At 72.2% G+C, this 25817-nt stretch carries 23 protein-coding genes, 1 tRNA gene and 1 pseudogene; 12 read left to right on the top strand and 13 right to left on the bottom strand.

What is annotated here, in order from left to right; genetic code table 11:
* Nucleotides 1–129: 129 nt before the first annotated feature.
* On the bottom strand, nucleotides 130–1410 hold the full coding sequence (locus GA0070621_RS22360) for an MFS transporter (RefSeq protein ID WP_157740030.1): 1281 nt from the start codon (nucleotides 1408–1410) through the stop codon (nucleotides 130–132).
* A gap of 76 nt (nucleotides 1411–1486) precedes the next feature.
* Here GA0070621_RS22360 and GA0070621_RS22355 point away from each other — a divergent pair, with 76 nt between their 5' ends.
* Complete coding sequence (locus GA0070621_RS22355) at nucleotides 1487–2476, top strand: ArsR/SmtB family transcription factor (RefSeq protein ID WP_157740029.1); 990 nt, start codon at nucleotides 1487–1489, stop codon at nucleotides 2474–2476.
* 146 nt (nucleotides 2477–2622) lie between these two features.
* On the opposite strand, the gene GA0070621_RS22350 is transcribed toward GA0070621_RS22355, so the two are convergent.
* Nucleotides 2623–3153 (bottom strand): nitroreductase family protein, encoded by a 531-nt coding sequence (locus tag GA0070621_RS22350; protein WP_091199184.1) that lies wholly within the window; start codon nucleotides 3151–3153, stop codon nucleotides 2623–2625.
* Nucleotides 3154–3238: 85 nt separating this feature from the next.
* A complete protein-coding gene (locus tag GA0070621_RS22345) occupies nucleotides 3239–4024 on the bottom strand; it encodes a hypothetical protein (protein WP_167667162.1) in 786 nt (261 codons plus the stop codon).
* A 248-nt stretch (nucleotides 4025–4272) separates the two neighbouring features.
* Between GA0070621_RS22345 and GA0070621_RS22340 the strand changes: the two genes are divergently transcribed.
* Both GA0070621_RS22340 and GA0070621_RS22335 read left to right on the top strand, forming a co-directional pair.
* Nucleotides 4273–5538, top strand: coding sequence for an aspartate kinase (locus GA0070621_RS22340; protein WP_091199182.1), 1266 nt, complete (start codon nucleotides 4273–4275; stop codon nucleotides 5536–5538).
* Nucleotides 5539–5544: 6 nt separating this feature from the next.
* The gene (locus GA0070621_RS22335; RefSeq protein WP_091199180.1) at nucleotides 5545–6606 is read left to right on the top strand and encodes an aspartate-semialdehyde dehydrogenase; all 1062 of its coding nucleotides are present in this window, start codon (nucleotides 5545–5547) and stop codon (nucleotides 6604–6606) included.
* A 178-nt stretch (nucleotides 6607–6784) separates the two neighbouring features.
* Here the strand turns inward: GA0070621_RS22335 and GA0070621_RS22330 are convergent, their stop codons facing one another.
* Nucleotides 6785–8260, bottom strand: a complete 1476-nt coding sequence (locus tag GA0070621_RS22330) for a sensor domain-containing diguanylate cyclase (RefSeq protein ID WP_091199177.1) — start codon at nucleotides 8258–8260, stop codon at nucleotides 6785–6787.
* Nucleotides 8261–8434: 174 nt separating this feature from the next.
* On the opposite strand from GA0070621_RS22330, the gene GA0070621_RS22325 reads away from it, so the two are divergent.
* Both GA0070621_RS22325 and GA0070621_RS22320 read left to right on the top strand, forming a co-directional pair.
* Complete coding sequence (locus GA0070621_RS22325; RefSeq protein WP_091199175.1) at nucleotides 8435–9214, top strand: phosphodiesterase; 780 nt, start codon at nucleotides 8435–8437, stop codon at nucleotides 9212–9214.
* A gap of 140 nt (nucleotides 9215–9354) precedes the next feature.
* Nucleotides 9355–10281 (top strand): hypothetical protein, encoded by a 927-nt coding sequence (locus GA0070621_RS22320; protein ID WP_091199173.1) that lies wholly within the window; start codon nucleotides 9355–9357, stop codon nucleotides 10279–10281.
* Nucleotides 10282–10390: 109 nt separating this feature from the next.
* Here the strand turns inward: GA0070621_RS22320 and GA0070621_RS22315 are convergent, their stop codons facing one another.
* Nucleotides 10391–11191 carry an alpha/beta fold hydrolase gene (locus tag GA0070621_RS22315; protein WP_091199171.1) on the bottom strand — a complete coding sequence of 267 codons (801 nt, stop codon included), beginning with the start codon at nucleotides 11189–11191 and terminating at the stop codon, nucleotides 10391–10393.
* A gap of 284 nt (nucleotides 11192–11475) precedes the next feature.
* On the opposite strand from GA0070621_RS22315, the gene GA0070621_RS22310 reads away from it, so the two are divergent.
* Complete coding sequence (locus tag GA0070621_RS22310) at nucleotides 11476–13218, top strand: bifunctional metallophosphatase/5'-nucleotidase (protein WP_091199169.1); 1743 nt, start codon at nucleotides 11476–11478, stop codon at nucleotides 13216–13218.
* Between the two features lie 135 nt (nucleotides 13219–13353).
* On the opposite strand, the gene GA0070621_RS22305 is transcribed toward GA0070621_RS22310, so the two are convergent.
* Entirely contained in the window at nucleotides 13354–14640 is a 1287-nt protein-coding gene (locus GA0070621_RS22305; protein WP_091199167.1) for an MFS transporter, read from the bottom strand.
* 110 nt (nucleotides 14641–14750) lie between these two features.
* Here GA0070621_RS22305 and GA0070621_RS22300 point away from each other — a divergent pair, with 110 nt between their 5' ends.
* Nucleotides 14751–15224: a hypothetical protein gene (locus GA0070621_RS22300; RefSeq protein ID WP_167667160.1), complete on the top strand. Its 474-nt coding sequence runs from the start codon at nucleotides 14751–14753 to the stop codon at nucleotides 15222–15224.
* A 46-nt stretch (nucleotides 15225–15270) separates the two neighbouring features.
* Here GA0070621_RS22300 and GA0070621_RS22295 read toward each other — a convergent pair whose 3' ends face one another.
* The 3 genes from GA0070621_RS22295 to GA0070621_RS22285 all read right to left on the bottom strand — a co-directional run bounded on the left by GA0070621_RS22295 (nucleotide 15271) and on the right by GA0070621_RS22285 (nucleotide 17588).
* Complete coding sequence (locus GA0070621_RS22295; RefSeq protein WP_091199164.1) at nucleotides 15271–16383, bottom strand: calcium:proton antiporter; 1113 nt, start codon at nucleotides 16381–16383, stop codon at nucleotides 15271–15273.
* A 158-nt stretch (nucleotides 16384–16541) separates the two neighbouring features.
* Nucleotides 16542–16618 (bottom strand) — tRNA-Pro (locus GA0070621_RS22290).
* 76 nt (nucleotides 16619–16694) lie between these two features.
* Nucleotides 16695–17588: a metallophosphoesterase gene (locus GA0070621_RS22285; RefSeq protein ID WP_091199162.1), complete on the bottom strand. Its 894-nt coding sequence runs from the start codon at nucleotides 17586–17588 to the stop codon at nucleotides 16695–16697.
* 25 nt (nucleotides 17589–17613) lie between these two features.
* Between GA0070621_RS22285 and GA0070621_RS22280 the strand changes: the two genes are divergently transcribed.
* Nucleotides 17614–18069 (top strand): GatB/YqeY domain-containing protein, encoded by a 456-nt coding sequence (locus GA0070621_RS22280; protein WP_091199160.1) that lies wholly within the window; start codon nucleotides 17614–17616, stop codon nucleotides 18067–18069.
* A 63-nt stretch (nucleotides 18070–18132) separates the two neighbouring features.
* On the opposite strand, the gene GA0070621_RS22275 is transcribed toward GA0070621_RS22280, so the two are convergent.
* Nucleotides 18133–20580: a penicillin-binding protein gene (locus GA0070621_RS22275; RefSeq protein ID WP_091202732.1), complete on the bottom strand. Its 2448-nt coding sequence runs from the start codon at nucleotides 20578–20580 to the stop codon at nucleotides 18133–18135.
* A 400-nt stretch (nucleotides 20581–20980) separates the two neighbouring features.
* Here GA0070621_RS22275 and GA0070621_RS22270 point away from each other — a divergent pair, with 400 nt between their 5' ends.
* The gene (locus GA0070621_RS22270) at nucleotides 20981–21301 is read left to right on the top strand and encodes a WhiB family transcriptional regulator (RefSeq protein ID WP_091199158.1); all 321 of its coding nucleotides are present in this window, start codon (nucleotides 20981–20983) and stop codon (nucleotides 21299–21301) included.
* A gap of 34 nt (nucleotides 21302–21335) precedes the next feature.
* On the opposite strand, the gene GA0070621_RS22265 is transcribed toward GA0070621_RS22270, so the two are convergent.
* From GA0070621_RS22265 to GA0070621_RS22255, 3 genes and pseudogenes are all read right to left on the bottom strand, one after another.
* Nucleotides 21336–22487 carry an ArsA family ATPase gene (locus tag GA0070621_RS22265; protein WP_091199156.1) on the bottom strand — a complete coding sequence of 384 codons (1152 nt, stop codon included), beginning with the start codon at nucleotides 22485–22487 and terminating at the stop codon, nucleotides 21336–21338.
* A 53-nt stretch (nucleotides 22488–22540) separates the two neighbouring features.
* Nucleotides 22541–23518, bottom strand: coding sequence for an ArsA-related P-loop ATPase (locus GA0070621_RS22260; protein ID WP_091199153.1), 978 nt, complete (start codon nucleotides 23516–23518; stop codon nucleotides 22541–22543).
* Between the two features lie 26 nt (nucleotides 23519–23544).
* Nucleotides 23545–24012, bottom strand: a pseudogene (locus tag GA0070621_RS22255) (Rv0361 family membrane protein); the annotation flags it as partial.
* A 649-nt stretch (nucleotides 24013–24661) separates the two neighbouring features.
* Between GA0070621_RS22255 and GA0070621_RS22250 the strand changes: the two are divergent.
* The 3 genes from GA0070621_RS22250 (at nucleotide 24662) to GA0070621_RS22240 (ending at nucleotide 25796) form a co-directional block, all read left to right on the top strand.
* Complete coding sequence (locus tag GA0070621_RS22250) at nucleotides 24662–25111, top strand: hypothetical protein (protein ID WP_091199149.1); 450 nt, start codon at nucleotides 24662–24664, stop codon at nucleotides 25109–25111.
* Nucleotides 25112–25173: 62 nt separating this feature from the next.
* Nucleotides 25174–25329, top strand: coding sequence for a DUF4177 domain-containing protein (locus tag GA0070621_RS22245; protein WP_013736319.1), 156 nt, complete (start codon nucleotides 25174–25176; stop codon nucleotides 25327–25329).
* Nucleotides 25330–25334: 5 nt separating this feature from the next.
* The gene (locus tag GA0070621_RS22240; protein ID WP_091202730.1) at nucleotides 25335–25796 is read left to right on the top strand and encodes a RidA family protein; all 462 of its coding nucleotides are present in this window, start codon (nucleotides 25335–25337) and stop codon (nucleotides 25794–25796) included.
* Nucleotides 25797–25817: the final 21 nt, after the last annotated feature.

Genomic DNA, 25817 nt, shown 5'->3' with positions numbered 1-25817 from the left:
CGCGGTTCAACTCCGCGACGAGGTGCCGGCCGGTCAGGCCTCGTCGCGGCAGCCAAGGAGAAGGTACGCCTGCCACATGACGTAGTCACACTACGTCGGTGAATCGACGGGTGAGAAGGAACGCCCGGATTATGGGACCGGAGTCACCGGCTGCGGTGCCGGGTCCAGGGCCGCCTCGCCGAGGCGGGGGTGACGGGCCGCCCAGCTGACAACCGGCACCGCCGCGACCGCAGCGACGGCGAAGAGCGCGGCCATCGGGAACCAGCCCCAGCCGCCGGTGGTGACCCCGAGCGCGGTCAGTCCGGCCGGGCCGGCCAGGTACTGGAGCTGCCCGCCCAGCCGGAACGCGCCGACGTACGCGCCTCGGTGGGCGGCCGGCGGCAGGGTGCTGGTGATCCCCCAGGCACCGGCCGACTGGACCAACTCGGCGAGGGTGAGCACCACCGCCGCCAGCACCAGCACGGCGATGGTCAGCCCTCCACGGGTCAGCGCCGAGATCGGTAGGACCAGGCAGAACAGGACAATCAACAGGCCGCCGACGCGTAGCGCCCGACCGGCGCCGGCCACCGTGTCGGCGCCCCGGCTGGCACGTACCTGGAGCAGCACCGCGAGGATCGTGTTGAGCAGCACCAGCGCCGCGATCAGGGCGCGGGGCGCGTCGGTGCGACTGAGCACCCAGAGCGGCAGCACCACCAGGTAGAGCGTGCCGTGCGCGCTGAGCAGCCCGGCCAGGAGGGACACCGCCATGAACGGCCGGTCGCGCAGCACGGCGAAGCGACCGGGTCCCTCGGCCGGTGCGGCGGCGACCGGCACCCGCGGCAGCCGGTGCACGAAGACTGCGGTGACCAGCAGCATCGCCGCGTTGAACCAGACCATCCCCCGGTAGGCGGCCAGGGTGTCCACGGCCAGCACCACCCCGCTGATCACCGCCCCCAGCCCGAAGCCGACATTGAGTGCCGAGCGCTGGTAGGCCAGGGCGGTCACCCGCTCCTCTGTGCGGAGCACGTTGATCGAGTAGACCTGCCGGGCCACCCCGGTGGTCGCGTCCACCACGGCCAGCGCGACCATCACGGCCAGGAACCCGGCGAAGCCACCCACGAACGGGTACGCCCCGAACAGCGCCGCCTCCGCCAGCAGCCCCACCTGCCACACCCGCTGCGCGCCGTACCGGTCGGTCAGCGCACCCAGCGGGACCGTGCCGAGCAGGGACACCCCGGCGGCCAGCGAGAGCCCGAGCCCCACCTGGGCCGGGCTGAGTCCCAACGCCCGGGTGAAGAAGACCGCGCTGCCGGCCTGGAAGAGGCCGTGGCCGATCGCGTACACCATGGCCTGCACGGCCAGGGCGCGGGTCAGGCCGGCCGGCGGTACGACGTGTCGGACGGCACTGCGGATGGTGTCCCTGGTCCCCATGGGCGTCGATCGAACCGTGCCCCCCGCGGCTCGGTCGAGCCTTTTAGGCTGGGTCGAATCCTCGACGGGGGTGGTGATGTCACAGCTGCGGTTCGGTGCGGCCGACGTGGCGGGGATACGCCTCGCCATCTCCCCGGTCTGGGAGACCGTCTCCAGCATGTGGGCGCTGGACGAACCGATCCGGCACGCGGTGCACCTGCCCTGGATCGACCGGGCCCGGGTGACGCTGCGCCGCCCGGAGGTCGCGGTCCGGGTCCGGCCACTGGTCGAGCTGACCCGGCCACGCCGCTGGCTGCCCGACTTCCTCACCCCGCCGGCGGCCCGTCCCGACGTGGAGCTGGCGGAGCAGCTCGACCAGATCGCCGCCACCCCGCCGGCGGTGGTGGTCCGGGACCTGTTGGCCACCACACCAAGGCGCCCGTTGAGTCCGTTCGGGCGGGCCCTGCTCGGGGACCCACGTCGCTTGCTGCCGCAGCTCGTCACCGCAGTGCGGATCTGGTACGACGAGGCGGTCGCCCCGGACTGGTCCCGGATCCACGCGCTGCTGGAGGCGGACATCGCCCACCGGGCCGCGGTGCTCGCCGAGGCCGGCGCGGGCCAGTTCTTCGGCCAGCTCCACCCGACCCTGCGCTGGCTCGGCGACCGGGTGGTCAGCGACGACCCGTGGCGGCTCGACTTCGATCTCGGCGGGCGCGGGCTGGTGCTCAACCCGGGCGTCTTCGCCGAACGCCGGGTGCTGTGGAACCTGCTGGAGGAGTCGCCGCCCGGCGGGACGTACCCGGTTCGGGCGGTGGGCACGCTCTGGGAGGTGGGCCCCGCGCCGTCCGGCGACCCGCTGGCCCGGGTGGTCGGCTCGGGCCGGGCGGCGCTGCTCCACCTCCTCGACACGGCGGCGACCACCACCGACCTGGCCCACCGGGTGGGAATGTCCTGCGGGAACGTCTCCCAGCACCTCTCCGCGCTGCTCGCCGCCGGGCTGGTCGCCCGGACCCGGCAGGGCCGGCACGTCCTCTACCGGAACACCGAGGCGGGCATGGTCCTGCTCCGCGCGGCCCGCGGCGAGTAGCCCCGTCTCTCACCTCGCCTCGCGTTCGGTCCGGCAAGATCGTGCTCGATCCAGGAAGTGGCCTCGGCGCGTTCCGGATACCACTCGATCCCGGATTGAGCACGATCTTGACGCGGGAACGCGGGAACGCGGGAACGCGGGCCGGGTCAGCGGAAGAGGAGGGCGGCGAGGGGCTGGCGGTGGCGCAGGCCGGTCTCCCGGGCGCGCAACTCCGCCGGGAGGGTGTACGGGTCACCGAGGTGGCCGACGGCGGCCACCACCAGCGGCCGGACCCCGACCGGCAGGTCCAACTCGGCGGCGAGGCCGGCCCGGTCGAAGCGGGTGAGCTGGTGCACGTGCAGGCCGAGCGCGGTGGCCTGCACGGTCAGGTGGGCGACGGCCTGACCCAGGTCGTACGCGGCCCGCTCCGGGTCGCCGCCGGTGTGCGCGCCGACCACCAGGGCGGAGGCGTGCCGCGCCCACCGCTGGTCGTCCTCGGGGAGGTTGACCAGGGTCCGTTTCCAGGTCTCGTCCTGCCGGTGGCCCAGTGCGAACCGCCACGGCTGCGCGTTGCCGACCGAGGGGGCCCAGCGGGCGGCCTCCAGCAGGGAGGCCGCGTGGTCGCCGGTGAGTTCCGCGTCGGGGTCGAAGGCCAGGGGGCTCCAGCGGAAGGCGAGCAGCGGGGTGAGGTCAGGCATGGGACAGAGCGTCCCTGATGGCGGTTTCGCCCACTTCGTCGGGCCGGTCAGATGTGTTTAAGAGCACCCGTAACGGACAAGGGGGTCATTGCGTTCCGGGGCTCGGACTGTCCCCTGGCGGCGGTGCCTCCCGGCCGATCGGCTCTCCCTCGGCGACCGGCCCGGCCAACTGCACCGTGGCCGGCGCCGGACCGGGCTCGCCGGTCAGCGTCAGGGTGCCGAGTGCGGCCCGGATCATCGACGGGGTGCCGTCCGGCCGGTAGCAGTAGATGCCCACGTCCAGCGGGGCATTGAGGGAGGCGGACGTCGACTCCACCGAGTAGCACTGACCGCCGACCCCGGCCGGCGGAGTGGCCGGCGACACCGCGAGCGCGGCCCGCCGGTCGGTCAGCACGTCCAGCCAGTCGGTGAACGGGTGCTCCACCCGGGGGTCCAGTTTCCGTGGCACGGCGTCGTCGGGGTCGCCGAGGCGTACGCAGCTCGCCGACTCCGGCCGGCCGGCCGAGGGCAGCGCGCACTGGAACAGCCCGTCGGCGGTGGCGGCGAGCGAGACGTCGACCGTGCCGCCCCGGCCCCAGCCGGGCACGTCCACCCGCCAGGAGCCGTCGTTCGCGCTGGTCACCGAGATCCTCCGGGCCGGGCCGTCCGCCGTGGCCAGCGTGTAGGTGGCGGTGAGGTGGCGATCCTGGGCGGCGGCCGCCAGCGCGGCCAGTTCGTCGCGGGCCGCGTCCGCGTCCGCCTCCGCCCGTAGCGGGTCGGCGGTGCTGACCGGGGCCGGCGGCGGGGCGGCGGTGCAGGCGGCCAGCAGCGCCGGCAGGGTGATCGCCAGGACACCGGTCAGCCGCCGGGCCGCGCGGAAGTGAGCGTGCACCGAAACATTCTGCGGTGCCCGCAGGGTCCGGGGAGCCCGCCGTACGGCTGTTGTCCCGGCGTGTCGCGCGGGCCGCGACCGACGGGTCCGGCCCTGGTGAGCCGACCCACGCCGGGCCGGATGGTGGGATCACCCGGTCCGGTGATGTGCGCGGGCGGATACCCTGGGATGGTCTGACACGCGCCGCCGGGCCGGAACCCGGCGGCGTCGGCACGCTCAGGGTCGTCGCTGGGAGGGAGTGCACCGTCGTGGCACTCGTGGTGCAGAAGTACGGCGGGTCCTCCGTCGCCAACGCCGAGCGGATCAAGCGGGTGGCTGAACGCATCGTGGCCGCCCGCAAATCCGGCGACGACGTGGTCGTGGTGGTCTCGGCGATGGGCGACACCACCGACGAGCTGCTCGACCTGGCCAACCAGGTCAGTCCGCTGCCACCGGGCCGCGAGCTGGACATGCTGCTCACCGCCGGGGAGCGGATCTCCATGGCGCTGCTCGCCATGGCCATCCACAACCTCGGGTACGAGGCCCGCTCGTTCACCGGCTCGCAGGCCGGCGTGATCACCACCTCGGTGCACGGCAAGGCCCGGATCATGGACGTCACCCCGGGCCGCCTCAAGGGTGCGCTGGACGAGGGCGCGGTGGTCATCGTGGCCGGCTTCCAGGGTGTCTCGCAGGACACCAAGGACGTCACCACGCTTGGCCGGGGCGGGTCGGACACCACCGCCGTGGCGCTCGCCGCCGCGCTCGAGGCGGACGTCTGCGAGATCTACACCGACGTCGACGGCGTGTTCACCGCCGACCCGCGGATCGTGCCGAACGCCCGACACATCAAGACCATCACCTACGAGGAGATGCTGGAGCTGGCCGCCTGCGGCGCCAAGGTGCTGCACCTGCGCAGCGTCGAGTACGCCCGGCGCGCGGAGCTGCCGATCCACGTCCGTTCGTCATACTCGACCAACACCGGCACGATGGTCACCGGATCGATGGAGGACCTTCCCGTGGAACAGGCACTGATCACCGGGGTCGCCCACGACCGCAGCGAAGCGAAGATCACCATCGTCGGCGTGCCCGACGAGCCGGGCGCCGCCGCGCGGATCTTCGACACCGTGGCCGGGGCTGAGATCAACATCGACATGATCGTGCAGAACGTGTCCACCGAGGGCACCGGCCGCACCGACATCTCGTTCACCCTGCCCAAGACCGACGGCCCGACCGCCATGGCCGCGCTCAGCAAGATCCAGGAGTCGGTCAAGTTCAAGGGCCTGCTCTACGACGACCACGTCGGCAAGGTCTCCCTGATCGGCGCCGGCATGCGTTCGCACCCGGGCGTCGCGGCCGGCTTCTTCGCCGCGCTCGGCGCGGCCGGGGTGAACATCGAGATGATCTCCACCTCGGAGATCCGGGTCTCCGTGGTCTGCCGGGACACCGACCTCGACAAGGCGGTCCGGGCCATCCACGACGCCTTCGACCTGGGCGGCGAGACCGAGGCCGTGGTCTACGCGGGCACCGGGCGGTAGCGCGACATGTCGTCGCTGCCCACCCTCGCCGTGGTCGGGGCGACCGGTGCCGTCGGCACGGTGATGTGCCAGATCCTCTCCTCCCGGCGCAACGTCTGGGGCGAGATCCGGCTGCTCGCCTCCGAGCGGTCCGCCGGGCGCCAGGTGCAGTGCCGGGGTGAGGCGCTCACCGTGCGGGCGCTCACCGCCGAGGCGTTCGACGGCGTGGACGTCGCGATGTTCGACGTGCCCGACGAGGTCTCGGCGGCGTGGGCGCCGGTCGCGGTCAGCCGGGGCGCCGTGGTGGTGGACAACTCCGGCGCGTACCGGATGGACCGGGACGTCCCGCTGGTGGTCCCGGAGATCAACCCGGAGCAGATCGGCAACCGGCCCAAGGGCATCATCGCCAACGCCAACTGCACCACGCTGGCGATGATCGTGGCGATCGCCCCACTGCACCGCGAGTACGGCCTCCGCGAGCTGGTGCTCGCGTCGTACCAGGCGGTTTCCGGAGCGGGTCAGGCCGGCGTGGACGCGCTGCACGCCCAGCTCGGCAAGATCGCCGGGGACCGGGTGCTCGGCTCCCGTCCCGGTGACGTGCGGCAGGCGGTCGGCGACGAGCTGGGCCCGTTCCCCGCCCCGCTGGCGCTCAACGTGGTGCCCTGGGCCGGCTCGCTGGCCGACGGTGGCTGGTCGTCCGAGGAGCTGAAGATGCGCAACGAGTCGCGCAAGATCCTCGGGCTGCCCGACCTCAAGGTCTCCGCCACCTGCGTACGGGTGCCGGTGGTCACCGGTCACTCGGTGGCCGTGCACGCGGTCTTCGCCACCGAGGTGGACGCCGAGGGCGCCCGGGAGGCGCTGCGTAACGCCCCGGGCGTGATCCTGGTCGACGATCCGGCCGCCGGCGAGTTCCCGATGCCGATCGACGCCGTCGGCACCGACCCGTCCTGGGTGGGCCGGATCCGCCGCGCCGTCGACGACCCCCGCGCCTTGGACCTCTTCGTCACCGGCGACAACCTCCGCAAGGGCGCCGCCCTCAACACCGCCCAAATCGCCGAACTCCTCGCCAACGAACTAACCCACCCCTAACCCCTCCCCCCTCCCTCCCCCCCTCCATCCCTCCCTCCCCCGCCCCTCTCCCGCGCGCGATCTTGCACTTTCGTCCGGGGTATAACCGGCAAATGGGGTGAGTCAGGGGCCGAAACTGCAAGATCGGCGGGTTGAGGGGGTGGGGGAGGGAGGGGTGGGGAGGGGGAGGGGAGGGGGGTTAGGCGGCGGATAGGTGGACGCCGTCGCGGCCGTGGCGCTTGACGGCGTAGAGGGCCTGGTCGGCGCGGAGCAGGGTGCGTTCGGGGGACTCGCCGGGGTGGGGCAGGGCGACGCCGACGCTGATGGTGCGGCCGGTACGCCGGGCCGCCTCGGTCAGCCGCTCGGCGATCCGGACCGCCTCCTCGGGGCGGCTCACCTCGATCACCGCGACGAACTCGTCGCCGCCGGTGCGGTACAACTCGTCGCCCTGCCGCAGCGCCCCCTCCAGCGCCCGGGCCAGCCCGACCAGCAGCCGGTCCCCGGCCTGGTGGCCGTACGTGTCGTTGACGTTCTTGAAACCGTCCACGTCGATGGCCAACAGGGCGGTACGCCCCGGCGTGGCGCTCGCGATCCGCTGCCCGAACGGCCCGGTGTGGCGCAGCCCGGTGAGCGGGTCCGAGCTGGCCTGCTCGCGCAGCCGGGCGAGCGTACGCAGCCGGTCCAGGCAGGCCCACGCCTGCCTGGCCAGCAGCTCCATCAGGTTGACCGTGGTCGGGTCGGGGTGCAGCAGCCGCTCGTCGGCGACCAGCAGCACCCCGCCGACGTCCGGCGGCCCGATCGGCACCGCCACCAGGGTGCGGGCCCCGGCCCGGGCCAGCGGCAGGTAGTCCTCGGTCGGCGGGTGCCCGGCCTCGCCGAGGGTGTACGCCGAGCCGTGCCGGTGCGCCCGGGCGGTCAGCCGGCTCAGCGCGGCCGGACCGGCCTCGGCCAACTCGGCCCGGATCCGGGACTCCAACTCGCCCGGGGTGCCGGTCGGCGCGCCGAGCCGCGGCCCCCGCTCGGCGGCGAGGACCAGCACGGCGGCGGAGAGGGTCGACACGTCCCGGGCCGCGGCGATCGCGGCGGTCATCAGGTCCCAGTCGGTGGCGGCGGCGGTCATCGCGGCGGCGTGCCGGAGCAGCTTCTCGCCGCGGCTCTCCGCGGGCGGCCCGCCGAGCGCCACGATCCGGGCGCCCAGCCGGCGGGCGAGCCGCTCGGCGGTCTCCCGCCACCGGTCCAGCTCGACCGGGTCGCTCCACTGGAGGTCGAGCACGCCGATCGGGCGGCCCGCCGGGTCCAGCACCGGCACGCACAGCTCGGCGGTGACGTCGGGGCGTACCGGAAGGTGGTCGGGGTCGGCGGTCACGTCGGCGACGGCGGCGGTCTCGCCGGAGGCGTACACCCGGCCGACGATCGACCGCTCCAGGTCGCGGCGCGGCGCCAGGCGTGCCGCGCCGGCGGGGTCGTACCCGGTCTCCGGCGGCACGGTGGAGCACACCTGCCAGGCGCCGGTGGCCGCCACGCAGCGAAGCCGGTCGTGGACCTGGAGCAGGATCGAGATCGCCGCCGGGGTGTAGCGGGCGAGCGCGGTGACCGTCCACTGGCACGCCTCCAGGGCGGTCGACGCCATCGGGAGGCGGACCGTGACGTCTCGGACGACTTGCTCGTGTTCCACGTCGTTCCTGGTGGGAGGGGCCGGGGGTGCGATCAAGGGTACTCAGCGGGCGGTCCGGCGACCTTCGTACACATGTGCTATCCACAGGGTGTGGACGCGGCCTGTGGAGACGGCGGGCCCGCGCGGTGGGGCCGGCGACGATAGCGTGAGGGTCCCGGTCCCGAGGAGGCGTCGATGCTCATCGCCCAGCTCAGCGACCCGCACGTGACCACCGGCCCGCTCGCCGCCGAGCAGGCGTCCGGGCTGCACCGGGCCCTCGGCCGGGTGCTGGCGCTGCGCCCCCGCCCCGACTGCGTGGTGATCACCGGTGACCTGGTCAGCAACGGCCGACCCGACGAGTACGTCGCGCTGCGCGACATCATCGGGCGTTTCCCGCTGCCGGTCCACCTCGCCACCGGCAACCACGACGACCGGGAGTCGCTGCTGGACACCTTCGGCGGCACCCCCTACCTGGGCGGCGGCTTCTCGGCGTACTACCACCTCGACCACCCGGACGGGACGCTCGTGGTGCTGGACTCGCTCGCTCCCGGCGGCAGTGGCGGTCGGCTCGGCGACGAGCAACTCGGCTGGCTCGACGGGGTGCTCGCCGGCCGGCCGGACGTGCCCGCCGTCGTGTGCCTGCACCATCCGCCGGTCGCGGTCGGCGTGCCGGCCGCCGACGCCATCCGGCTCGCCGACGCCGACGCGTTCGCCGAGGTGATCGCGCGCCACCCCCATGTCGTACGCGTCACCGCCGGTCACCTGCACCGCGCGGTGACCAGCGCCTTCGCCGGTACGGTGCTGACCACCGCGCCGAGCACCTGGGTGCAGGCGAGCCTGACCATGGCCGAGGACGAGGAGATCGGGCTGGTCGCCGAACCGACCGCGTTCCTGCTGCACCGGGTGGCCGACGGCGGCTGTGTCACGCACATCGTCCAGGTGAGCCACGCCGCCGGGCAGACCTGCTGGTTCTGACGGGACGGACCTGCTGCGGCAGGTCGCTGTAGGGGTCGCGCCGCCACGCCGTGCCGAATGGCCGGGCAATTTGTCCGGTTACAACCCCTGGGCCGGGGTTCGCTCCGTCAACGGTGCGGAGGGTCCGGGAGAGGAGCGGCATGCGGCCCGAGGACGAGACCGAGCCCACCGGCCGATTCATGGCCGGGACCGGCTCGGCGTTGAACTGGCGGACCGAGAAGAGCCGCACGTACCTGGTGATCTGGGACCGGGGAAAGCCCTCCGTCACCGACCTGTCCCGGTCCTATGTTGCCCGGGTGAACGCGGTGAACTCCGCCGGAGTCGCGGTGGGCACCCGCTGGGACGGCGTGAACCGCCCGAACGCGGCCTGGGTGTACCGCGATGGCCAGGTGCGGAACCTGGCCATGCCGTCCGGGCATCGCCAGGTCACGCCCGTGGCGATCAACGAGCGCGGGGACATTCTCGGGATGACCGGCCTCGATGAGGCGGACAGCAGGGCGCTGGTCGTCTGGCCGGCCGGCTCGGACGAATCGCCCCGGGTGGTCGAAGAGCAGGTGCATGGTGAGATCCTCGACTGGGCGGAGGACGGCACGCTGACGGAATGGGTGATCCTGGGCTCGGGTGCCGACGTGAGTCGAGCCGTACGGGTGTCACGTCCCGACGGAAGCGCCGTGGTCATGACCGCTCCCGACGGGTGGGGCATGGGGATCGCGCGACCCGTGCGGGGTGCCTGGATAGCTGGGACCGTACCGGGCACGGGTGGGGAGAGAACCGTGCCGGCGCTGTGGAACACCAGCACCAACCAGGTCTTCGTCTATCACGGGTTGGACGCCCATCACCAGAACACGGTGACCGTCGACGCGAATGGACAACTGCTGGCCAGAAAGCCCGGCGATGGCTGGTACCTGGTGGAGCAGGACGGGACGGCCCAGCCGTTGCCGCTGCCGCCCGGCACCATCCGCGACTACGGCATGGGTCCGCTGGTCATCGACGACGAGGGAGTCATCCAGGGCAGTGCCGCCGGAACGTCTGGGGAGCGCCTGCCGACCGCCTGGCGGTGCCGCTGAGCGGGCGAGGGCAACTCGTGCCGTGGCGGCCGCCGGACGTCAAACCCGGTGGTCGCCACCTCCGAGGCACCGGCTTCCCGCTCCCCCGGGGAGCCGGCACCGACCGGACTCAGCCGAGCAGAGCGTCGCGCAGCGCGGGAGCCAGCACCTCCGGCGGCACCTCGTGGAACCCACCCGCCAGGCTCCGGCGGGTGGCGTGGGGGATCGCCCCGGCCGTCGCGGCGGCCGCTTCCCGCAGCCGGTCCGGGCTGCCCGTGCTGTCCACCACGACGGTCGGGACGGCGATCGTGGCGAGCCGGTCGGCGGGCAGCCCCTCGCCGGTCACCGTGATGTCGTACGCCAGGGTGTGCGCCAGCCCTTCCATCCAGGCCCACTCCGGCCCGCCGCGCATCCCGGCGACCGCCTCGGCCGGCACCCCGACCGCCCCGGTCAGGAAGAGCGCGACGGCGTCCCCGTGCCGGCCCGCCGAGACCAACTCGGTCAGCCGCCCGGCCAGCCCTGGCTCGACACCGCCGTGCGAGCCGACCTGGAACGGGGGCTCGAAGAGCGCCAGCCCGGTCACCGGCAGCCCCTCGGCCGCCACGTACGCGGCGAGGATCGCGCCGGAGGAGAGACCGTAGACGTACGCCGTCCCGCCCGCCCGGTCGATCAGGGCCGCCACGTCGTCGATCTCCCGCCGCACCGCGTACGGGGCGGTGTCCCCGCTGCCACCACGGCCGCGCCGGTCGTAGCCGTAGACGGAGAAGTCGGCGGCCAACTCGGCAGCCAGCGGGCGGGTGGTGTTCCGGTCGTTGAACGCCCCGCCGACGAGGATGATCGGCGGCCCGTCGCCGGCCGCCTCGTACGCGATCGTGGTGCCGTCGGCGGACCGCACCGTGTCCACCGTCCAGGTGGTCCCCTTCGACGTCATGGCTACCTTCATAGCCCACCCCGGTGACATCGGGCGGCCATGAAGAAATTCACCTGCCCGCCATGTCGGACTCGTCGGGCTGACCGGCGCAGGTCGTCGCCAGCAATTCATCATCCCGATGCGCCGGCCCGGTCGACCGATCGGCCGGTTGATGAGAAGCTTTCCCACGCCGGGTGGCAACCCCCGACTTCGCCACCCGAGACCGACCCCTGTCACGGCACGGACCAGGGTCGCCGGGCGAACCGTCGTCCGGACAGCACGCGCCGAATCTCATGAGGAGTTCCATGTCCGTCCCCGGGATGCGCCGCCGGGCCGCTGTCGGCCTGGCCGCGCTCGCCGCGACCGCGTTCACCACGGTCGCCATCCAGCCCGACCAGGCCGAGGCCGATCCGAAGCCGGTCGACGTCAAGCTGCTCGCCATCAACGACTTCCACGGCAACCTGGAGCCGCCGACCGGGTCCAGCGGCACCATCGACGGGCAGCCCGCCGGTGGCGCGGAGTACCTGGCCACCCAACTCGCCAAGCTGCGCGGCAAGACCAAGAAGGAGCAGGACCACACGGTCACGGTCGCCGCCGGTGACCTGATCGGCGCCTCCCCGCTGCTCAGCGCGGCCTTCCACGACGAGCCGACGATCGAGGAGATGAACCTCGCCGGGCTGGAGTTCACCAGCGTCGGCAACCACGAGTTCGACGAGGGCGCCACCGAGCTGCTCCGGATGCAGAAGGGCGGCTGCCACCCCGTCGACGGCTGCGCCGACGGCACCCCGTTCAAGGGCGCCAAGTTCCAGTACCTCTCCGCGAACGCCTTCAAGACCGCCACCGGCCAGCCGCTGCTGCCGCCGTACGGCATCAAGACGATCGACGGGGTCAAGATCGGCTTCATCGGGATGACCCTGGAGGGCACCCCGCAGATCGTCAGCCAGCAGGGTGTGGCCGGTCTGACCTTCGCCGACGAGGCGGAGACGGCCAACAAGTACGCCCGCATCCTGCGCGGCCAGAATGTCGAGGCCATCGTCGTGCTGCTGCACGAGGGCGGGGTGCAGAACGGCGGCGGCATCAACGACTGCACCGGGTTCAGCGGCCCGATCGTCGACATCGCCAACCGGATGGACCCGTCCATCGACGTGATCGTCAGCGGGCACACCCACGCCGCGTACAACTGCAACATCAACGGCAAGCTGGTCACCAGCGCCAGCTCCTTCGGCCGCCTGGTCACCGAGATCGACCTGAAGATCGACCAGCGCACCAAGGACGTCATCAGCGCCAAGGCGAACAACGTCGTGGTCACCCGGGACGCCCCGAAGGACCCGGCCAGCACCGCGCTGATCGACCACTACAAGACCGCCCTCGGCCCGGTCGCCGACAGGGTGGTCGGCGAGACCACCGCCGCGATCACCAGGGCCCAGGAGAACCTGTACCAGACCGGGGTCGACGCCAACGGCAAGCCGACGTACCAGACCGGTGAGTCGGCGCTCGGCAACCTGATCGCCGACGCCCAGCTCGTCGCCACCGACAACGAGCAGAACGCGGTCGCCGCGTTCATGAACCCGGGTGGTGTCCGCGCCGACCTCGGCGCCGGCCGGGTCACCTACTCCGACGCGTTCACCGTCCAGCCGTTCGCCAACAACCTGGTGACGCTGGACCTGACCGGCGCGCAGCTCTACTGCATGCTGGAGCAGCAGTTCACCGTCGCCCGCGTGCTGTACGCGTCCTCGACCGTGCACTACCTCGTCGACGGCAACGGCACCACGGCGCCCGTCAACGCGCCGTGCAGCGGTACCCGGGTGGTCCGGGGCAGCCTCACCATCAACGGTGCCCCGGTCACCGACGCCGCGACCTTCCGGGTCACGGTGAACAACTTCCTCTCCGGCGGTGGTGACGGCTTCGGCGTCCTCACCGGTGGCAAGAACGCCGTCACCGGAATGATCGACCTGGACGCCTTCGTGGCGTACCTGACCGAGAAGTCGCCGGTGTCCCCGCCGGCGCTGGACCGGATCCAGACCCTCGCGGAGGTTTCCGCCGCCTGACGCGGACCCTGCGACGAACAGGCCCCGGAGCATCAGCTCCGGGGCCTGTTCCGGGTCGCCGCACGGGCGGGCGACCTCGGGGGCCGGCTGGGCGCTGCCGCGCCGGGGAGGGCAGCACGTTCCCCTGAGGCGCCCTCAGGCGGCGACGGGTTCCGGGTCCCGGGTCGGGGTGCCGGTGGCGCGGCCGTCCTGGGCGGTGGTGAGCAGCCGGCGCAGCGACAGGGCCAGCGCCGACGCGAGCAGACAACCGCCCACCACGAACGCCACCCAGAGCCGGCCGTGCGCCACTCCGAGCAGCGGACCGGCGGTGACCGGGCCGATGATCCCGCTGATTCCGAAGATCATCGAGCTCATGGCGTTGTACCGCCCGCGCAGCTCGTCGGTGGCGAGCGCGTTGGTCAGCGCCGGCATCACCGGCGAGAGCATCGTCTCCCCGAACCCGAAGATCGCCGAGCAGGCCACCACGCCGAGCGCCGCGATCAGCGCGTTGCTCGTACCGATCAGGCCGGCCGCGCCGAGCACCAGCCAGGCGGTCGCGAAGACCGCGCCCACCGCGGCGAGCGCGCGGGTCCGGCTGCGCCCCTCCATCCGGCGGATCACCAGCAGCTGAGACAGCACGATCATCACGGTGTTGGCGGCGAGCGCCCAGGCCACCACCCGCGGCGTCACCTCCACCACTCGGATCGAGAACGCGGCGAAACCCACCTCGATCTGGGCGTAACCGCAGGTGGTGAGCACCAGTCCAAAGATGACCAGCCGGCGGAAGGGCCGGTCCCGCAGCACGGTCAGATAGCCCCCGGTCGACCGGTGCGGGCCCTCCGCCGCCCGGCCCTGCGCCAGCCGGTGCCCGACGTGCGGCAGGGTCAGCAGGATCAGGCCGGGCGTCAGATAGCTCAACGCGTCCAGCAGGTAGATGGCCTGGAAGGTGACCGGACGGGCGATGTCGACCACCGCGCCGGAGATCAGGCCGCCCACCCCGATGCCGAGGTTGAGCAGGGCGAACTGGAGGCCGAAGACCCGCTGCCGCTCGCCGTCGCCGGTGAGCGAGGCGAGGATGGTGGTCTGCCCGGACCAGAGGGCCGAACCGCCCACCGCGATCAGCGTGCTGACCGCGAACGCCGTACCGAGCGAGTCGACCAACGCGAGCGAGCCGGTGCCGACCGCCTCGACCAGCAGACAGGGCAGCACCACCCGGCGGGCGCCGAACCGGTCGATCAGCGTCCCGCCCAGCGGGGACAGGGCGAGGGTCACCGCGCCGAACCAACCGATCACCAGGCCGGCCTGGGTGTCGGTCAGGCCGCGTACGTCGGTGAGATAGATGAACAGGAAGGGCAGGGTCAGCCCGCGCCCGATGGCCGACAGCAGAGTGCCGAGCAGGATCCGGCGGGCTTCCGGACGGGCGGGCAGGGCGCGGCGCAGCATGGATGGATTCTGTGCGGTGGGTACGACGACCCGCGACCCGATTACCGCCGGTTACGCGCTGGGCAGAGCCGGTGGGTGAGCAAGCACACGTGGTCTGCCATGCTGGCCCGGTGACCACGACCTGGCGCCACCTGCCCGCCTCGGCCCGGGAGATCGCGGAGGCCGCCACGGAGGCCGTCGACGCCGCCCGCGACCGGGACGCCGGGGCGTACGGGCCGGCGGCCGACCGGCTCACCGCCGCCGACCGGGCCGGCCTGGTGCTCGGCGGGGTCGTCCGGCTGCTGTTGGAGGAGACCCACCCCGACGGGTTGGACGGCGACGACGTACGCCAGGTGTTGGAGCGCTGCGTGCGGTCGGCCGCGCAGTGGCGGCCGGACGTCGACCCGCACGTGCTGCTGGTCCTGCTGGCCGGCGCCCTCGGCGTCTACGACCCGGGCGACGACGACGCGCCGCCCGACCCGGCCGCGATCGCCCGGCACGCCCCGCTGCTCGTCGCCGACCTGCTGGCGGCCGCCGGGCGGCCCCTGGAGGGCTACCTGAGCGCCGCGTTCGCCGAGGTCGCCCGCACCGAGCTGCACGACTGACGGGTCGTGGCTAGCGGGAAGGACGCGGCTTTCCTCCCCGGCCCGGTCAGGGGCTCGCGGCGAGGAAGACGAAGGCGGCGAGCAGCACCAGGTGGACCCCGCCCTGGAGCACGGTCGCCCGCCCGGGCACCACGGTGAGTACGCCGGTCACCGCGGTGAGCGCGAGCAGGGTCAGCTGGGTGCCGCCGAGGCCGAGGACCAGCGGGCCCTCCAGCCAGATCGAGGCGAGCGCGATGGCCGGGATGGTCAGGCCGATGCTGGCCATCGCCGAGCCGAGGGCCAGGTTGAGGCTGATCTGCACCCGGTCCCGCCGGGCGGCCCGGGACGCGGCGAGGGTCTCCGGCAGCAGCACCAGCAGGGCGATGATCACGCCGACGAACGCCTGTGGCAGGTTCGCCGCCGACACGCCGCTCTCGATCGCCGGGGAGACGAGCTTGGCGTTGCCGACCACCGCGACCAGGGCCACGATCAGCAGCGCCAGGCTGGCCCACGCGGTGCGCGCCGCCGGCGGGTCGGCGTGCCCGTCGCCGTCGGCGTCGACGGCCAGCACGCTGCCCTCCTGGGTGACCGGGAGGAAGTAGTCGCGGTGCCGGCCGGTCTGCACCAACACGAAGAGTCCGTAGAGGGCGAGCGACGCGACCGCCGCGAAGGTGAGCTGCGCGGGGGAGAACTGCGGGCCCGGCCGGCTGGTGGTGAAGGTGGGCACCACCAGGCTGAGGGTGGCGAGGGTGGCCACGGTGGCCAGCGCTCCGCCGGTGCCCTCCGGATTGAAGACCGCCACCCGTCGCCGTAGCGCTCCGATCAGCAGGGACAACCCGAAGATGCCGTTGCAGGTGATCATCACGGCGGCGAAGACGGTGTCCCGGGCCAGCGACTGCGTCTTTTCCCCTCCGCTGATCATGAGGGTGACGATGAGCCCGACCTCGATCACCGTCACCGCCACCGCGAGCAGCAGCGAGCCGAACGGTTCACCTACTTTGTGGGCCACCACCTCGGCGTGGTGCACGGCCGCCAGCACCGCGCCGGCGAGCAGCGCGGCCACCACCGCGATCACCGCGGCGGGCAGCTCACGTCCCCAGCAGGCCGCGAGGATCAAGATCGCGATCAGGGGTACGAGGGTGGTCCAATCGGTCAGGCGGGATCGGATCAGCGCGGCCATCCGTCAACGATGCCAGGAGAAGCGATCATCCGCCCCGTCCGACCGCTTTCGACCGCCCGTATGGTGACCGGTGCCACGTCAGTCGTGACCGATCGAGAAGATCATGCCGTGGGTAAGACGAAGGGCCAGGTGAGTTGGTCTCACCTGGCCCTTGCCGTTGGTCGGGGTGGCCGGATTTGAACCGACGACCTCTTCGTCCCGAACGAAGCGCGCTACCAAACTGCGCCACACCCCGAGGCGTGCCGACAAATAGTAGCCCACGCGCTCCGATGGTCAAACTCGGTACCCCCCCCACCCGGAGCGCGGGTCGCTCAGCGAGGGATCAGCGTGAGCACGCTCGCCTCCGGTGGGCAGGCGAAGCGTACGGGGGCGGTGGGGTGCGTGCCGAGGCCGGCGGAGACGTGCAGCCACGAGTCCGAGCCGGGCCAGCGGTGCAGGCCGCGAGCCATCGAGCGGGGCAGGCCGCAGTTGGTCACCAGGGCGCCGTAGCCGGGTACGCAGACCTGGCCACCGTGGGTGTGCCCGGCGAGCAGCAGCCCGAAGCCGTCGGCGGCCATCCGGTCCAGCACGACCGGTTCCGGGGAGTGGCTGAGGGCGATGGCGAGCGCCGACCCGGAGCCGATCGGGCCGGCCACCGCGTCGTAGTCGTCCCGTTCGACGTGCGGGTCGTCGACGCCGACCAGCTCGATCTCCCGGCCACCCGCCTTCAGGGTGGTCCGTGCGTTGTTGAGGTCCGCCCAGCCGGCGCCGGTGAACACGTCGCGCAGTTCCTCGTACGGCAGCGGCACGCCCTCGGAGTACTCCCGGTCGGGCAGGAAGTAGGTGAACGGGTTCTTCCAGACCGGCCCGGTGTAGTCGTTGGAGCCGAAGACGAAGGCGCCCGGCAGGTCGAGCAGCGGTTGCAGGGCGCGCAGCACCCCGGGTACCGCGTCGGGGTGCGCCATGTTGTCCCCGGTGACCACCACCAGGTCCGGATCGAGGGCGGCCAGCGAGGCCACCCAGTCCTGTTTGCGCTGCTGGTTGGGCATCATGTGCAGGTCCGACAGGTGCAGCACGCGCAGCGGCTCGGCGTCGGTCGGAAGAACCGGTACGTCGTACCGGCGCAGGGTGAACATGTTGCGCTCGACGAGCGACGCGTACGCCAGGGTGGCCGCGCCGGCGACGGCGGTCCCGGCGGCGAGCCGGAATAGTGTGCGCTTTCGCATGACGTTCAGGGTAGTTTCACCACCCATGAGCACGCTGAAGGATCGTCTCACCGCCGACATGCGCGCCGCCCTGAAGGCGCGCGACGAGCTGACCACCTCCACGCTGCGGATGGCCCTCGCGGCAGTCGGCAACGCCGAGGTCGCCGGTAAGGAGAAGCGCGAGCTGAGCGACGACGAGGTGCTCGCGGTGCTGACCAAGGAGGCGAAGAAGCGGCGCGAGGCGGCCACCGCGTTCGCCGACGCGGGCCGCGCCGAGCAGGCGGGCAAGGAGACCGCCGAGGGTGAGGTGCTGGAGCGCTACCTGCCGAGGCAGCTCTCCGACGCCGAACTCGCCGGGCTGGTCTCGGGGGCGCTCGCCGCGGGCGGCTTCACCGGAAAGGCGCAGATGGGCCCGGCCATGAAGGCGGCCCAGGCCGCGGTGGCGGGTCGGGCCGAGGGCGGCCGGGTCGCCGCCGAGGTACGCCGGCAGCTCGGGCTCTGATCCCGTAGACGACGAAGCGGGCGGGCACCCCCTCGGGTGCCCGCCCGCTGTCGTTGCTCCAGGTCAGCCGCGCGGTCGTGGTCCGCGACCGTTACCGTTGCCGCCCGGCGTCGGGGTGCCCGTGGGGGAGGTGCCGGTGTCGGAGCCCGGCGCGCCCTGGCCGGAGCTGACCTCGATGGTCACCACGCCGCCCTTGATGCTCTTCCCGTCCGGGCTGGTGCCGGCGGCGGTGCCCGCCGGGCACTCCGACGCCACCTTGTTGCTGGACACCACCGGCTCGAAGCCGGCACCGCGCAGCCGCGACTTGGCGGTCTCGACCGACTCACACTTGACGCCGGGGATGGACCGCTGGTCACCCAGAACGATCTTCCCGCTCGGCGGGGTGAAGTTCTTGCGGTCCTTGCCCTCCATGGCGGCACGCAGCGTCTCCTGGACGGCGGGGTTGATGCCATCCAGCTCCTTGTGGCCCATCTTCTGGCCGGTCTGCGGCCAGTCCGGGTCGGCCAGGATGCCGGCCACCGCGTACTGCTTGGTCATCGCGACCAGGGCGGAGGTCTTGTCGCCGTCGGTGGTGCCGGACTTGCCGGCCACCGGGGCGTTGACGATGCCCCGGACCTCGCCCGCGGTGCGGGTCCCGCACCGCGAGGTCGAGGAGTTGTCGCCGACCGGGCAGCGGGCGGCGTCCACCGCGGCCCGGGCCACCTGCGTGCTGATCCGCTGCTCGCAGCGCGGGTTGGCGATGTCGAGCTTCTCGCCGTCCGGGCCGCGGATCTCCTGGACCGGGATCGGCTCGCAGTAATTGCCGTCGGCCGCCAGCGTGGCGTACGCGTTGGCCAGCTCCAGCGGAGTGGTCTGCGAGACGCCCAGGGTGAACGCGCCCCACTGGTGCGCGGCGTCCTTGTTCTCGGCGAACTCCGCGTCCTTGGGGGCGCGGAAGGTGATGCCGAGCTTCTGGGCGGCCTTCACCACGTTCTCGGCGCCGACCTGCTGCTGCAACGCGACGAAGTAGGTGTTGACCGAGAAGCCGAACGCGCTCCACATGTTGTGCGGGCCGGCCATGCTCTTGCTGGCGTTCCTCGGGCAGTAGAAGCTCGTGCCGCTGCAGGCGGCCGGCGAGTTGAACTTGACGGGGTACTCGGACTTGAACTGTTCCTGGGCGTTGATGGTGTATGCGAGCGGGTAGCCCTTCTCCAGCGCCGCCACCAGAGTGAAGATCTTGAAGGTCGAGCCGGCCTGGTAGCCGGTGATCCCGCCGCCGCCGGTCATCAGCGGGTTGACCGTGTTCGGGTAGTTGCCCCGGATGCCCTTCTTGGCCTTCTTCGGCTCGCTGGCGATCCTGTTCTGCGGGTGGTCCGGGTCGTCGAGCTTGAAGTTCCGGTTGGTCGCGAGGGCGCGGACCCGGCCGGTGCCCGGCTCGACCACCGCGATCATCCGGGCGGCCTTGCTGTTCACGCTCAGGTGGTTGCGCGCCGCCGTGTCGGCGCCCTTCTGCGCCTGCACGTCGAGGGAGGTGGTGATGGTGTAGCCACCGCTCTTCAGCCGGCGCTCGCGGTCGTACGTGGTGGAGCCGAACGTCTCCTGCTGCAACCACCAGCGGTAGAAGTAGTCGCAGAAGAAGCCCCAGCTCTGCACCTTCGTGGCGACGCAGCCGTTCGGGGTGCGCTTGTGGTTGACCGTCAGCTCGATCTTCTTGGCCTGTTCGGCCTCGTCCTTGGTGATGGCGCCGATCACGACCATGTTGTCGATGACGTAGTCCCGCCGACCCACCGCATCGGGGTAGCCGGACGCGGTGGTGGGGTCGAACGACGTGGGCGCCTTCACCAGACCGGCCAGCAGCGCCGACTCCTGGATGTCGAGCTTGCCCGGCGGCTTGCCGAAGTAGACCTGGCTGGCGGCGTAGACGCCGTACGCGCCGTTGCCGAAGGCGGCGAGGTTCAGGTAGCGCTCCAGGATCTGGTCCTTGGTGAACTCCTTCTCCACTTGGAGGGCCAGCGACATCTCGCGCAGCTTGCGGGCGCTGGTGTCCTCGGTCGCGGCGACCACGTCGGCCGGGTGGGTCGCCGAGTACGAGATGGCCAGCCGGACGAACTGCATGGTCAGCGTCGACGCGCCCTGCTGGGAGTTGGCCTTGGAGGTGTTGTTGACGAAGGCCCGGGCCACGCCGTTGAAGTCGACGCCGTTGTGCTTGTAGAAGTTGTGGTCCTCGGCCGCGATGATCGCCTTCTGCATGTACGGCGAGATGTCCTTGAGCTTGACGTCCCGGCGGTTCTCGTCGTACATGGTGGCGAGCGGCGTCTTGCCGTCCGCGGCGAGCAGATAGGTGATCTGCGGCGAGCGGGGGTCGATGAGCGTCTTCGGCAGCGCGTCGAAGGTCTCGGCCCCCGCCTTGGCGGCCAGTCCGGACATCGCCACTGCGGGGAAGGCCGCCGCCGCGACCACCACGCCGGCCAGCAGGCCACAGATGAGTAGCGATGCGGCGTTGGTCAGCACATTGTGGTCACGTTTCCGCATCCAGGTCACCTCGACAGGGTACGCGAGTAGGGAACGAGGGGCGCTGGGGCGTCTTTTCCCCATTTCCTGCGTGCGCCGGCCTCGTTGTGCTAAACGCACGAACCCTGGTGCGTGGTTGCGTGAACCTGGCGACGAGTCTCCACCGAACGGGGAAGCCGCGCTGGGTTTTCACGTACCTCGACCGGGTAGACGGCGGGCGCTAGCCCGGGAAGCCGGGAGTGTCCGGAATGATGGATTTCGCCGACAACGTTGCGTAATCGGGTGACTACCCAGCATGATGATGGCGGCGACAGAGCCACATGTCGTCCGCGCCGCCCTGGGGAGGCCGGCCGGACGACCGGGGGGAATTCGACGGCTGGTCGCGCGAAGTCGTGGTTGATGCAAGGGGGGACGTGTACAGATGGGCATGATCGCTGACTGGCCGTCACTGGCGGCATGTCAGAACGGGGACCCGGACGCGTTGTTCGTACAGGGCGCCGAACAGAACGTGGCGAAGCGGATCTGCCGGAGCTGCCCAGTTCGGTACGAGTGCCTGGCCGACGCGCTCGACAATCGGATCGAGTTCGGTGTGTGGGGTGGCATGACCGAACGCGAACGCCGGGCGTTGCTGCGCCGTCACCCCCAGGTGACCAGCTGGCGCAAGATGTTCGAGGCGGCCATGAAGAAGAACGCCAAGGAGAAGGCCGGCAAGGACAAGATTCTGGTGACCTCGGCCAACTGACCACCACGCCACTCGGCCGGTCGGCCCCGGCGGCTCACCGCCGGTTGATCGCCTCGCCGATCGTCCGCAGCCCGTCGACGTCGTGCACGTCGGCGGGCTGCGCCGTCACCGACACCGTCGGCACCGCCGGGAACGCCTCGGTGAACCGGGCCGCCACCCGCTGCTCGCGTACCGCCTGCTCGGCCAGCGCGGCGTGGGCCCGTAGCACCTCGACGGTGCCCGCGTGGCCGCCCTCCTGCGTCAACCGGGCCGCCGCGGCGATGCTGTCGGCCGCGCTCAGCTCCGGCACCGCCGGCCGGTGCACCCGGTTGAGCACCAGGCCGGCCAGCGGCATCCGCTCGTCGCGCAGCCGGCCCGCGAAGTAGGCCGCCTCCCGTACCGCGTCCGGCTCCGGGGCCGCGACCAGCAGGAACGCCGTCTCCCGGGCCTGGAGGATGCGGTACGTCTGCTCGGCCCGCTGCCGGAAACCGCCGAACATCGAGTCCAGCGCCGCGACGAAGCCGGAGAGATCGGTGAGCAACTGCGCCCCGATCACCTTCTGCACCGCCTTGGAGAACATCCCGAAGCCGGCGGTGACGAAGCTGAACATGCTCCGCCCCCCGGTACGGGCCGGGGCGAGCAGCAGCCGCAGCATCCGGCCGTCGAGGAAACGGGAGAGCCGGGCCGGCGCGTCCAGGAAATCCAGCGCCGAGCGGGACGGCGGGGTGTCCACCACGATCAGGTCCCACTCGCCCCGGGCGTGCAGCTGGCCCAGCTTCTCCATCGCCATGTACTCCTGGGTGCCGGCGAAGGTGGAGCTCATGGCCTGGTAGAAGGGGTTGGCGAAGATCTCCGCCGCCTTCGCCGGATCGGTGTGCTGGAGCACCACGTCGTCGAAGGTCCGCTTCATGTCGAGCATCATGGCGTGCAGCTCGCCGCCGCTCTCCTCGACGTCGATCCCCTTCACCTGGCGGGGGGTGTTGTCCAGCTCGGTCAGGCCGAGCGACTGGGCCAGCCGGCGGGCCGGGTCGATGGTGAGCACCACCGTGCGCCGGCCGTGCCGCTCGGCCGCCCGTAGCGCCAGCGCCGCCGCCGTGGTGGTCTTGCCCACCCCGCCCGCCCCGCAGCAGACCACGATCCGTACGCCGGGGTCGGCGAGGATCCGGTCGACGTCCAGCGGTGGCGCCGCGGCTTCGGAAGGCACCAATCGAGCGTATCGGTCTACCCGGTGTCTCTGCCTGTGCTGCCCGCAGGTGTGAGTCAATCCGCCCGGACGAGCGCCCCCGCCAGCGTCTCCAGCCCCGCTCGGTCGACCCCTTGGGGGAGCAGCGGCAGCTCGGTCAGGGGCAGGCCCAACTCCACCAGTTCGGCCCGGAGGGAGTCCTCCAGCTCCCGGCGTACCCGCTGGCCTCGGGCCTCCTCGGCCAGGCCGGCCACGGTCCGGGCGTCGGTCGGCAGGTCGGCGGCGGCCAACCCCCGCCTCAGCTCGGCCGCGGTCACCTCCCGCCCGGCCGGCACCGGCGGTCGGGCCCCGTTCACGATCACCCGGCCGACCGGGAAGCCGAGCTGGGTCAGCTCGGCGATCGCGTCGACCGTCTCCTGGACCGGCATCTCCTCCAGCAGGGTCACCACGTGCACCGCGGTCATCGGCGAGCGGAGCAGCGCGGAGACCCCCTCGCTCTGGGTCTTGATCGGGCCGACCTTGGCCAGCCGGGCGGTCTCCGCGGTGACGTTGAGGAAGCGGCCGATCCGTCCGGTCGGCGGGGCGTCCAGCACCACCGCGTCGTACGTCCGGCGCTGTCCGTTGGTCCGGGTGGTCGCCTCCTTGACCTTGCCGGTGAGCAGCACGTCCCGCAGGCCCGGGGCGATCGTGGTGGCGAAGTCGATGGCACCCAGCTTGCGCAGCGCCCGGCCGGCCGCGCCGAGCTTGTAGAACAGGTCCAGGTATTCCAGGAGCGCCTCCTCGGCGTCCACGGCCAGGGCCCGCACCTCGCCGCCGTGCGGGGCGTCGGTCAGGTGCCGCTCCTCGTAGGGCAGCGGGTCGGCGCCGAAGAGCTGGGCGATCCCCTGCCGCCCCTCCACCTCGACGAGCAGGGTCCGCCGGCCGCCGGCGGCCAGCCCGAGGGCCAGCGCCGCGGCGACACTGGTCTTGCCCGTGCCGCCCTTCCCCGTCACCACGTGGAGGCGGGCCGGCCACCCGGTGCCGGCGGGCTCGGCCGGCCGTTCAGCTACTGCCACCGGTCGAGCCTACCCAGCCGCCGGGCTCACGAGACCTCGCAGACCCACCAACCCGTCTTCTGCACGACGGTGAAGCGCAGCTCCTGGTCGGCCACCTTCTCGTCCGCGGTGATCATGGTGACCTTGGTGCTGACGGTCGCCCGGTCGCCGGTCTGGTTGTCCACCTTCGGGGTGGTCCAGCGGAACCGCGGCTTCTGGTACTGCTCCGCGTACTTCCGCACCTCGGCGACCTTGGCGGCGATCTTCTTGTCGTCCCGGGCGGCCGAGCAGACGAAGGTGGCCGCCTTCCTGGCGTCCTGGTCGTGGTAGACCGCGCCGAGGAAGCCGTCCACCGCGACCGCCGGCTCCTTCGCGCCCTCGCCCTCCTCGGCGTTGCGGAGGGCGAGGAAGGCGGCCGTGCCGCCACCACCGCAGAGCAGGATCGCCGCGGCCAGCACGATCGAGGCGATCAGCAGCCCGCGCCGCTTCTTCGGTGCCGCCGCCTGCTGATACGGCGCGGCGGGGTCCGGATACGGCGCGTTCGGGTTCTGATACGGCGCCGCCGGATTCTGGTACGGCGCGGCGGGGCTCTGATACGGCGCGGCCGGGTCCGGATACGGCGCGTTCGGGTTCTGGTACGGCGCCGCCGGATTCTGGTACGACGCCGCCGGGTTCTGGTACGGCGGGTGGCCGGACGCCGGAGGCGGGGGGAAGGCCGCGGGGGGAGGCGGAGCGGCCCCGCCGTGCGGCTCCGGGTGGGACGGACCTTCGGGCGAGCCGGTGGCGCCACCGATGGGCGGTTGGGTCATGTCTTCCCCCGGGGTGCGGTGCCGTCGCCACCCGATGGCGACCGACGCGTGATCGGGCGTGGCGGGCGAGCGCGGATGCCCGTCCAGCCCGAAGGGTAACGGTCGGAGTGGGAAGGGTCGGCCCCGCGTACCCGCGTCGGGTGTCGGGCCCGCGTCGACGGTGAACGTGAGAGCGCCGTCGCCTCCCTGACGAGACCTCTGTCGCATATGTGACTGAACGTGATCGGACCTGCGCGTCCCGTTGCTGGGACTCTCGCGAGGTCCTAGTTTCGTCGCGACGCGGGGGCCGGACCGCCGGCGAGTCCGAGCCGGACGGTGGTGACTTTGAGCAGGTACGACGCCCGGAGGCAAGGGTATGCGCGACGCGGAGAACATTCCTCGAGGTCAGTTCCGCCCCGGTGAGCGGGCTGGGCGGTCCGGCGACGCCGAGGGGCCGGGTGCGGGGCTGCCACTCAACGAGCGGTCGTACCGGCCGCCGGTCGAGGTGATCCGCATACTGGTCCGTTCCGGTGAGCGGGCTCGGGAGGAGGACGAGCCCGGGTACGTCATCCACCTGCCGGTCCGGGTCGCCGACCTGGCGGCGGCCACCGCGCTGGCCGGCACCGTGGCCACCTCGCTCGGCTTCCTCAGCGAGCTGGACGCCGGCGAGACGACCGTCTCCACCACCGACGACCAGAACAACCGGCACCGGGTCTTCTGCGACCTGCTGCTGCCCGATCGCTCCCGGTGCCCCCAGCAATACGACCACGAAGGCCCCTGCGGTGAGCCGCCCAGCACGCCCGAGCAGCGTCCCGTGCCCTGGTAGCACCGGGGGACCGTACGCTGTGCCTGACCGAAGTCCATGCCAGGCAAGGGAGCCTTGACTCGATGCAGAAGTGGGAATACGCCACGGTGCCGCTGCTGGTCCACGCGACCAAGCAGATCCTCGACAACTGGGGCGAGGACGGCTGGGAGCTGGTCTCCGTGGTTCCCGGCCCGAACCCGGAGCAGCTCGTCGCCTACCTCAAGCGTCCGAAGGCGTGAGCGGCATGGCGAACGGACCGCACGCGAAGCTCGCCGAGCTGGGACTGACCCTGCCCGAGGTGGTGCCGCCGGTGGCCAGCTACGTGCCGGCCGTCCAGTCGGGCCAGCACATCTACGTGTCCGGCCAGTTGCCGATGGCCGAGGGCAAGCTGCTCGCCACCGGCAAGGTCGGCGCCGGCGTCTCCGCCGAGCAGGCGAAGGACCTGGCGCAGCGGTGCGCGCTGAACGCCGTCGCCGCGATCGATTCGCTGGTCGGCCTGGAGAACGTCGTCAAGATCGTGAAGCTGACCGGCTTCGTGGCCAGCGCGCCGGGCTTCACCGGCCAGCCGGGCGTGATCAACGGCGCCTCCGACCTGTTCCTCGCGGTCTTCGGTGAGGCCGGCCGGCACGCCCGCAGCGCCGTCGGCGTAGCCGAACTCCCCCTCGACGCCCCCGTAGAGGTCGAAGTAATAGTCGAGATCGCCTAACCCCCACCCCCACCCCCCACC

The sequence above is a fragment of the Micromonospora narathiwatensis genome (assembly GCF_900089605.1).
GTDB lineage: Bacteria > Actinomycetota > Actinomycetes > Mycobacteriales > Micromonosporaceae > Micromonospora > Micromonospora narathiwatensis.
Note: the sequence above shows the minus strand (reverse complement) of the source record. Positions and strands in the feature narration are given on the sequence as shown.

Coding starts and splice junctions, on each gene's coding strand:
- GA0070621_RS22280 (WP_091199160.1), top strand. CDS start 17,614: ATGAGCACGCTGAAGGATCGTCTCACCGCCGACATGCGCGCCGCCCTG.
- GA0070621_RS22325 (WP_091199175.1), top strand. CDS start 8,435: ATGCTCATCGCCCAGCTCAGCGACCCGCACGTGACCACCGGCCCGCTC.
- GA0070621_RS22350 (WP_091199184.1), bottom strand. CDS start 3,153: ATGCCTGACCTCACCCCGCTGCTCGCCTTCCGCTGGAGCCCCCTGGCC.
- GA0070621_RS22250 (WP_091199149.1), top strand. CDS start 24,662: ATGCGCGACGCGGAGAACATTCCTCGAGGTCAGTTCCGCCCCGGTGAG.
- GA0070621_RS22310 (WP_091199169.1), top strand. CDS start 11,476: ATGTCCGTCCCCGGGATGCGCCGCCGGGCCGCTGTCGGCCTGGCCGCG.
- GA0070621_RS22295 (WP_091199164.1), bottom strand. CDS start 16,383: ATGGCCGCGCTGATCCGATCCCGCCTGACCGATTGGACCACCCTCGTA.
- GA0070621_RS22240 (WP_091202730.1), top strand. CDS start 25,335: ATGGCGAACGGACCGCACGCGAAGCTCGCCGAGCTGGGACTGACCCTG.
- GA0070621_RS22315 (WP_091199171.1), bottom strand. CDS start 11,191: ATGACGTCGAAGGGGACCACCTGGACGGTGGACACGGTGCGGTCCGCC.
- GA0070621_RS22320 (WP_091199173.1), top strand. CDS start 9,355: ATGCGGCCCGAGGACGAGACCGAGCCCACCGGCCGATTCATGGCCGGG.
- GA0070621_RS22335 (WP_091199180.1), top strand. CDS start 5,545: ATGTCGTCGCTGCCCACCCTCGCCGTGGTCGGGGCGACCGGTGCCGTC.
- GA0070621_RS22285 (WP_091199162.1), bottom strand. CDS start 17,588: ATGCGAAAGCGCACACTATTCCGGCTCGCCGCCGGGACCGCCGTCGCC.
- GA0070621_RS22270 (WP_091199158.1), top strand. CDS start 20,981: ATGGGCATGATCGCTGACTGGCCGTCACTGGCGGCATGTCAGAACGGG.
- GA0070621_RS22360 (WP_157740030.1), bottom strand. CDS start 1,410: ATGGGGACCAGGGACACCATCCGCAGTGCCGTCCGACACGTCGTACCG.
- GA0070621_RS22275 (WP_091202732.1), bottom strand. CDS start 20,580: ATGCGGAAACGTGACCACAATGTGCTGACCAACGCCGCATCGCTACTC.
- GA0070621_RS22355 (WP_157740029.1), top strand. CDS start 1,487: ATGTCACAGCTGCGGTTCGGTGCGGCCGACGTGGCGGGGATACGCCTC.
- GA0070621_RS22245 (WP_013736319.1), top strand. CDS start 25,174: ATGCAGAAGTGGGAATACGCCACGGTGCCGCTGCTGGTCCACGCGACC.
- GA0070621_RS22305 (WP_091199167.1), bottom strand. CDS start 14,640: ATGCTGCGCCGCGCCCTGCCCGCCCGTCCGGAAGCCCGCCGGATCCTG.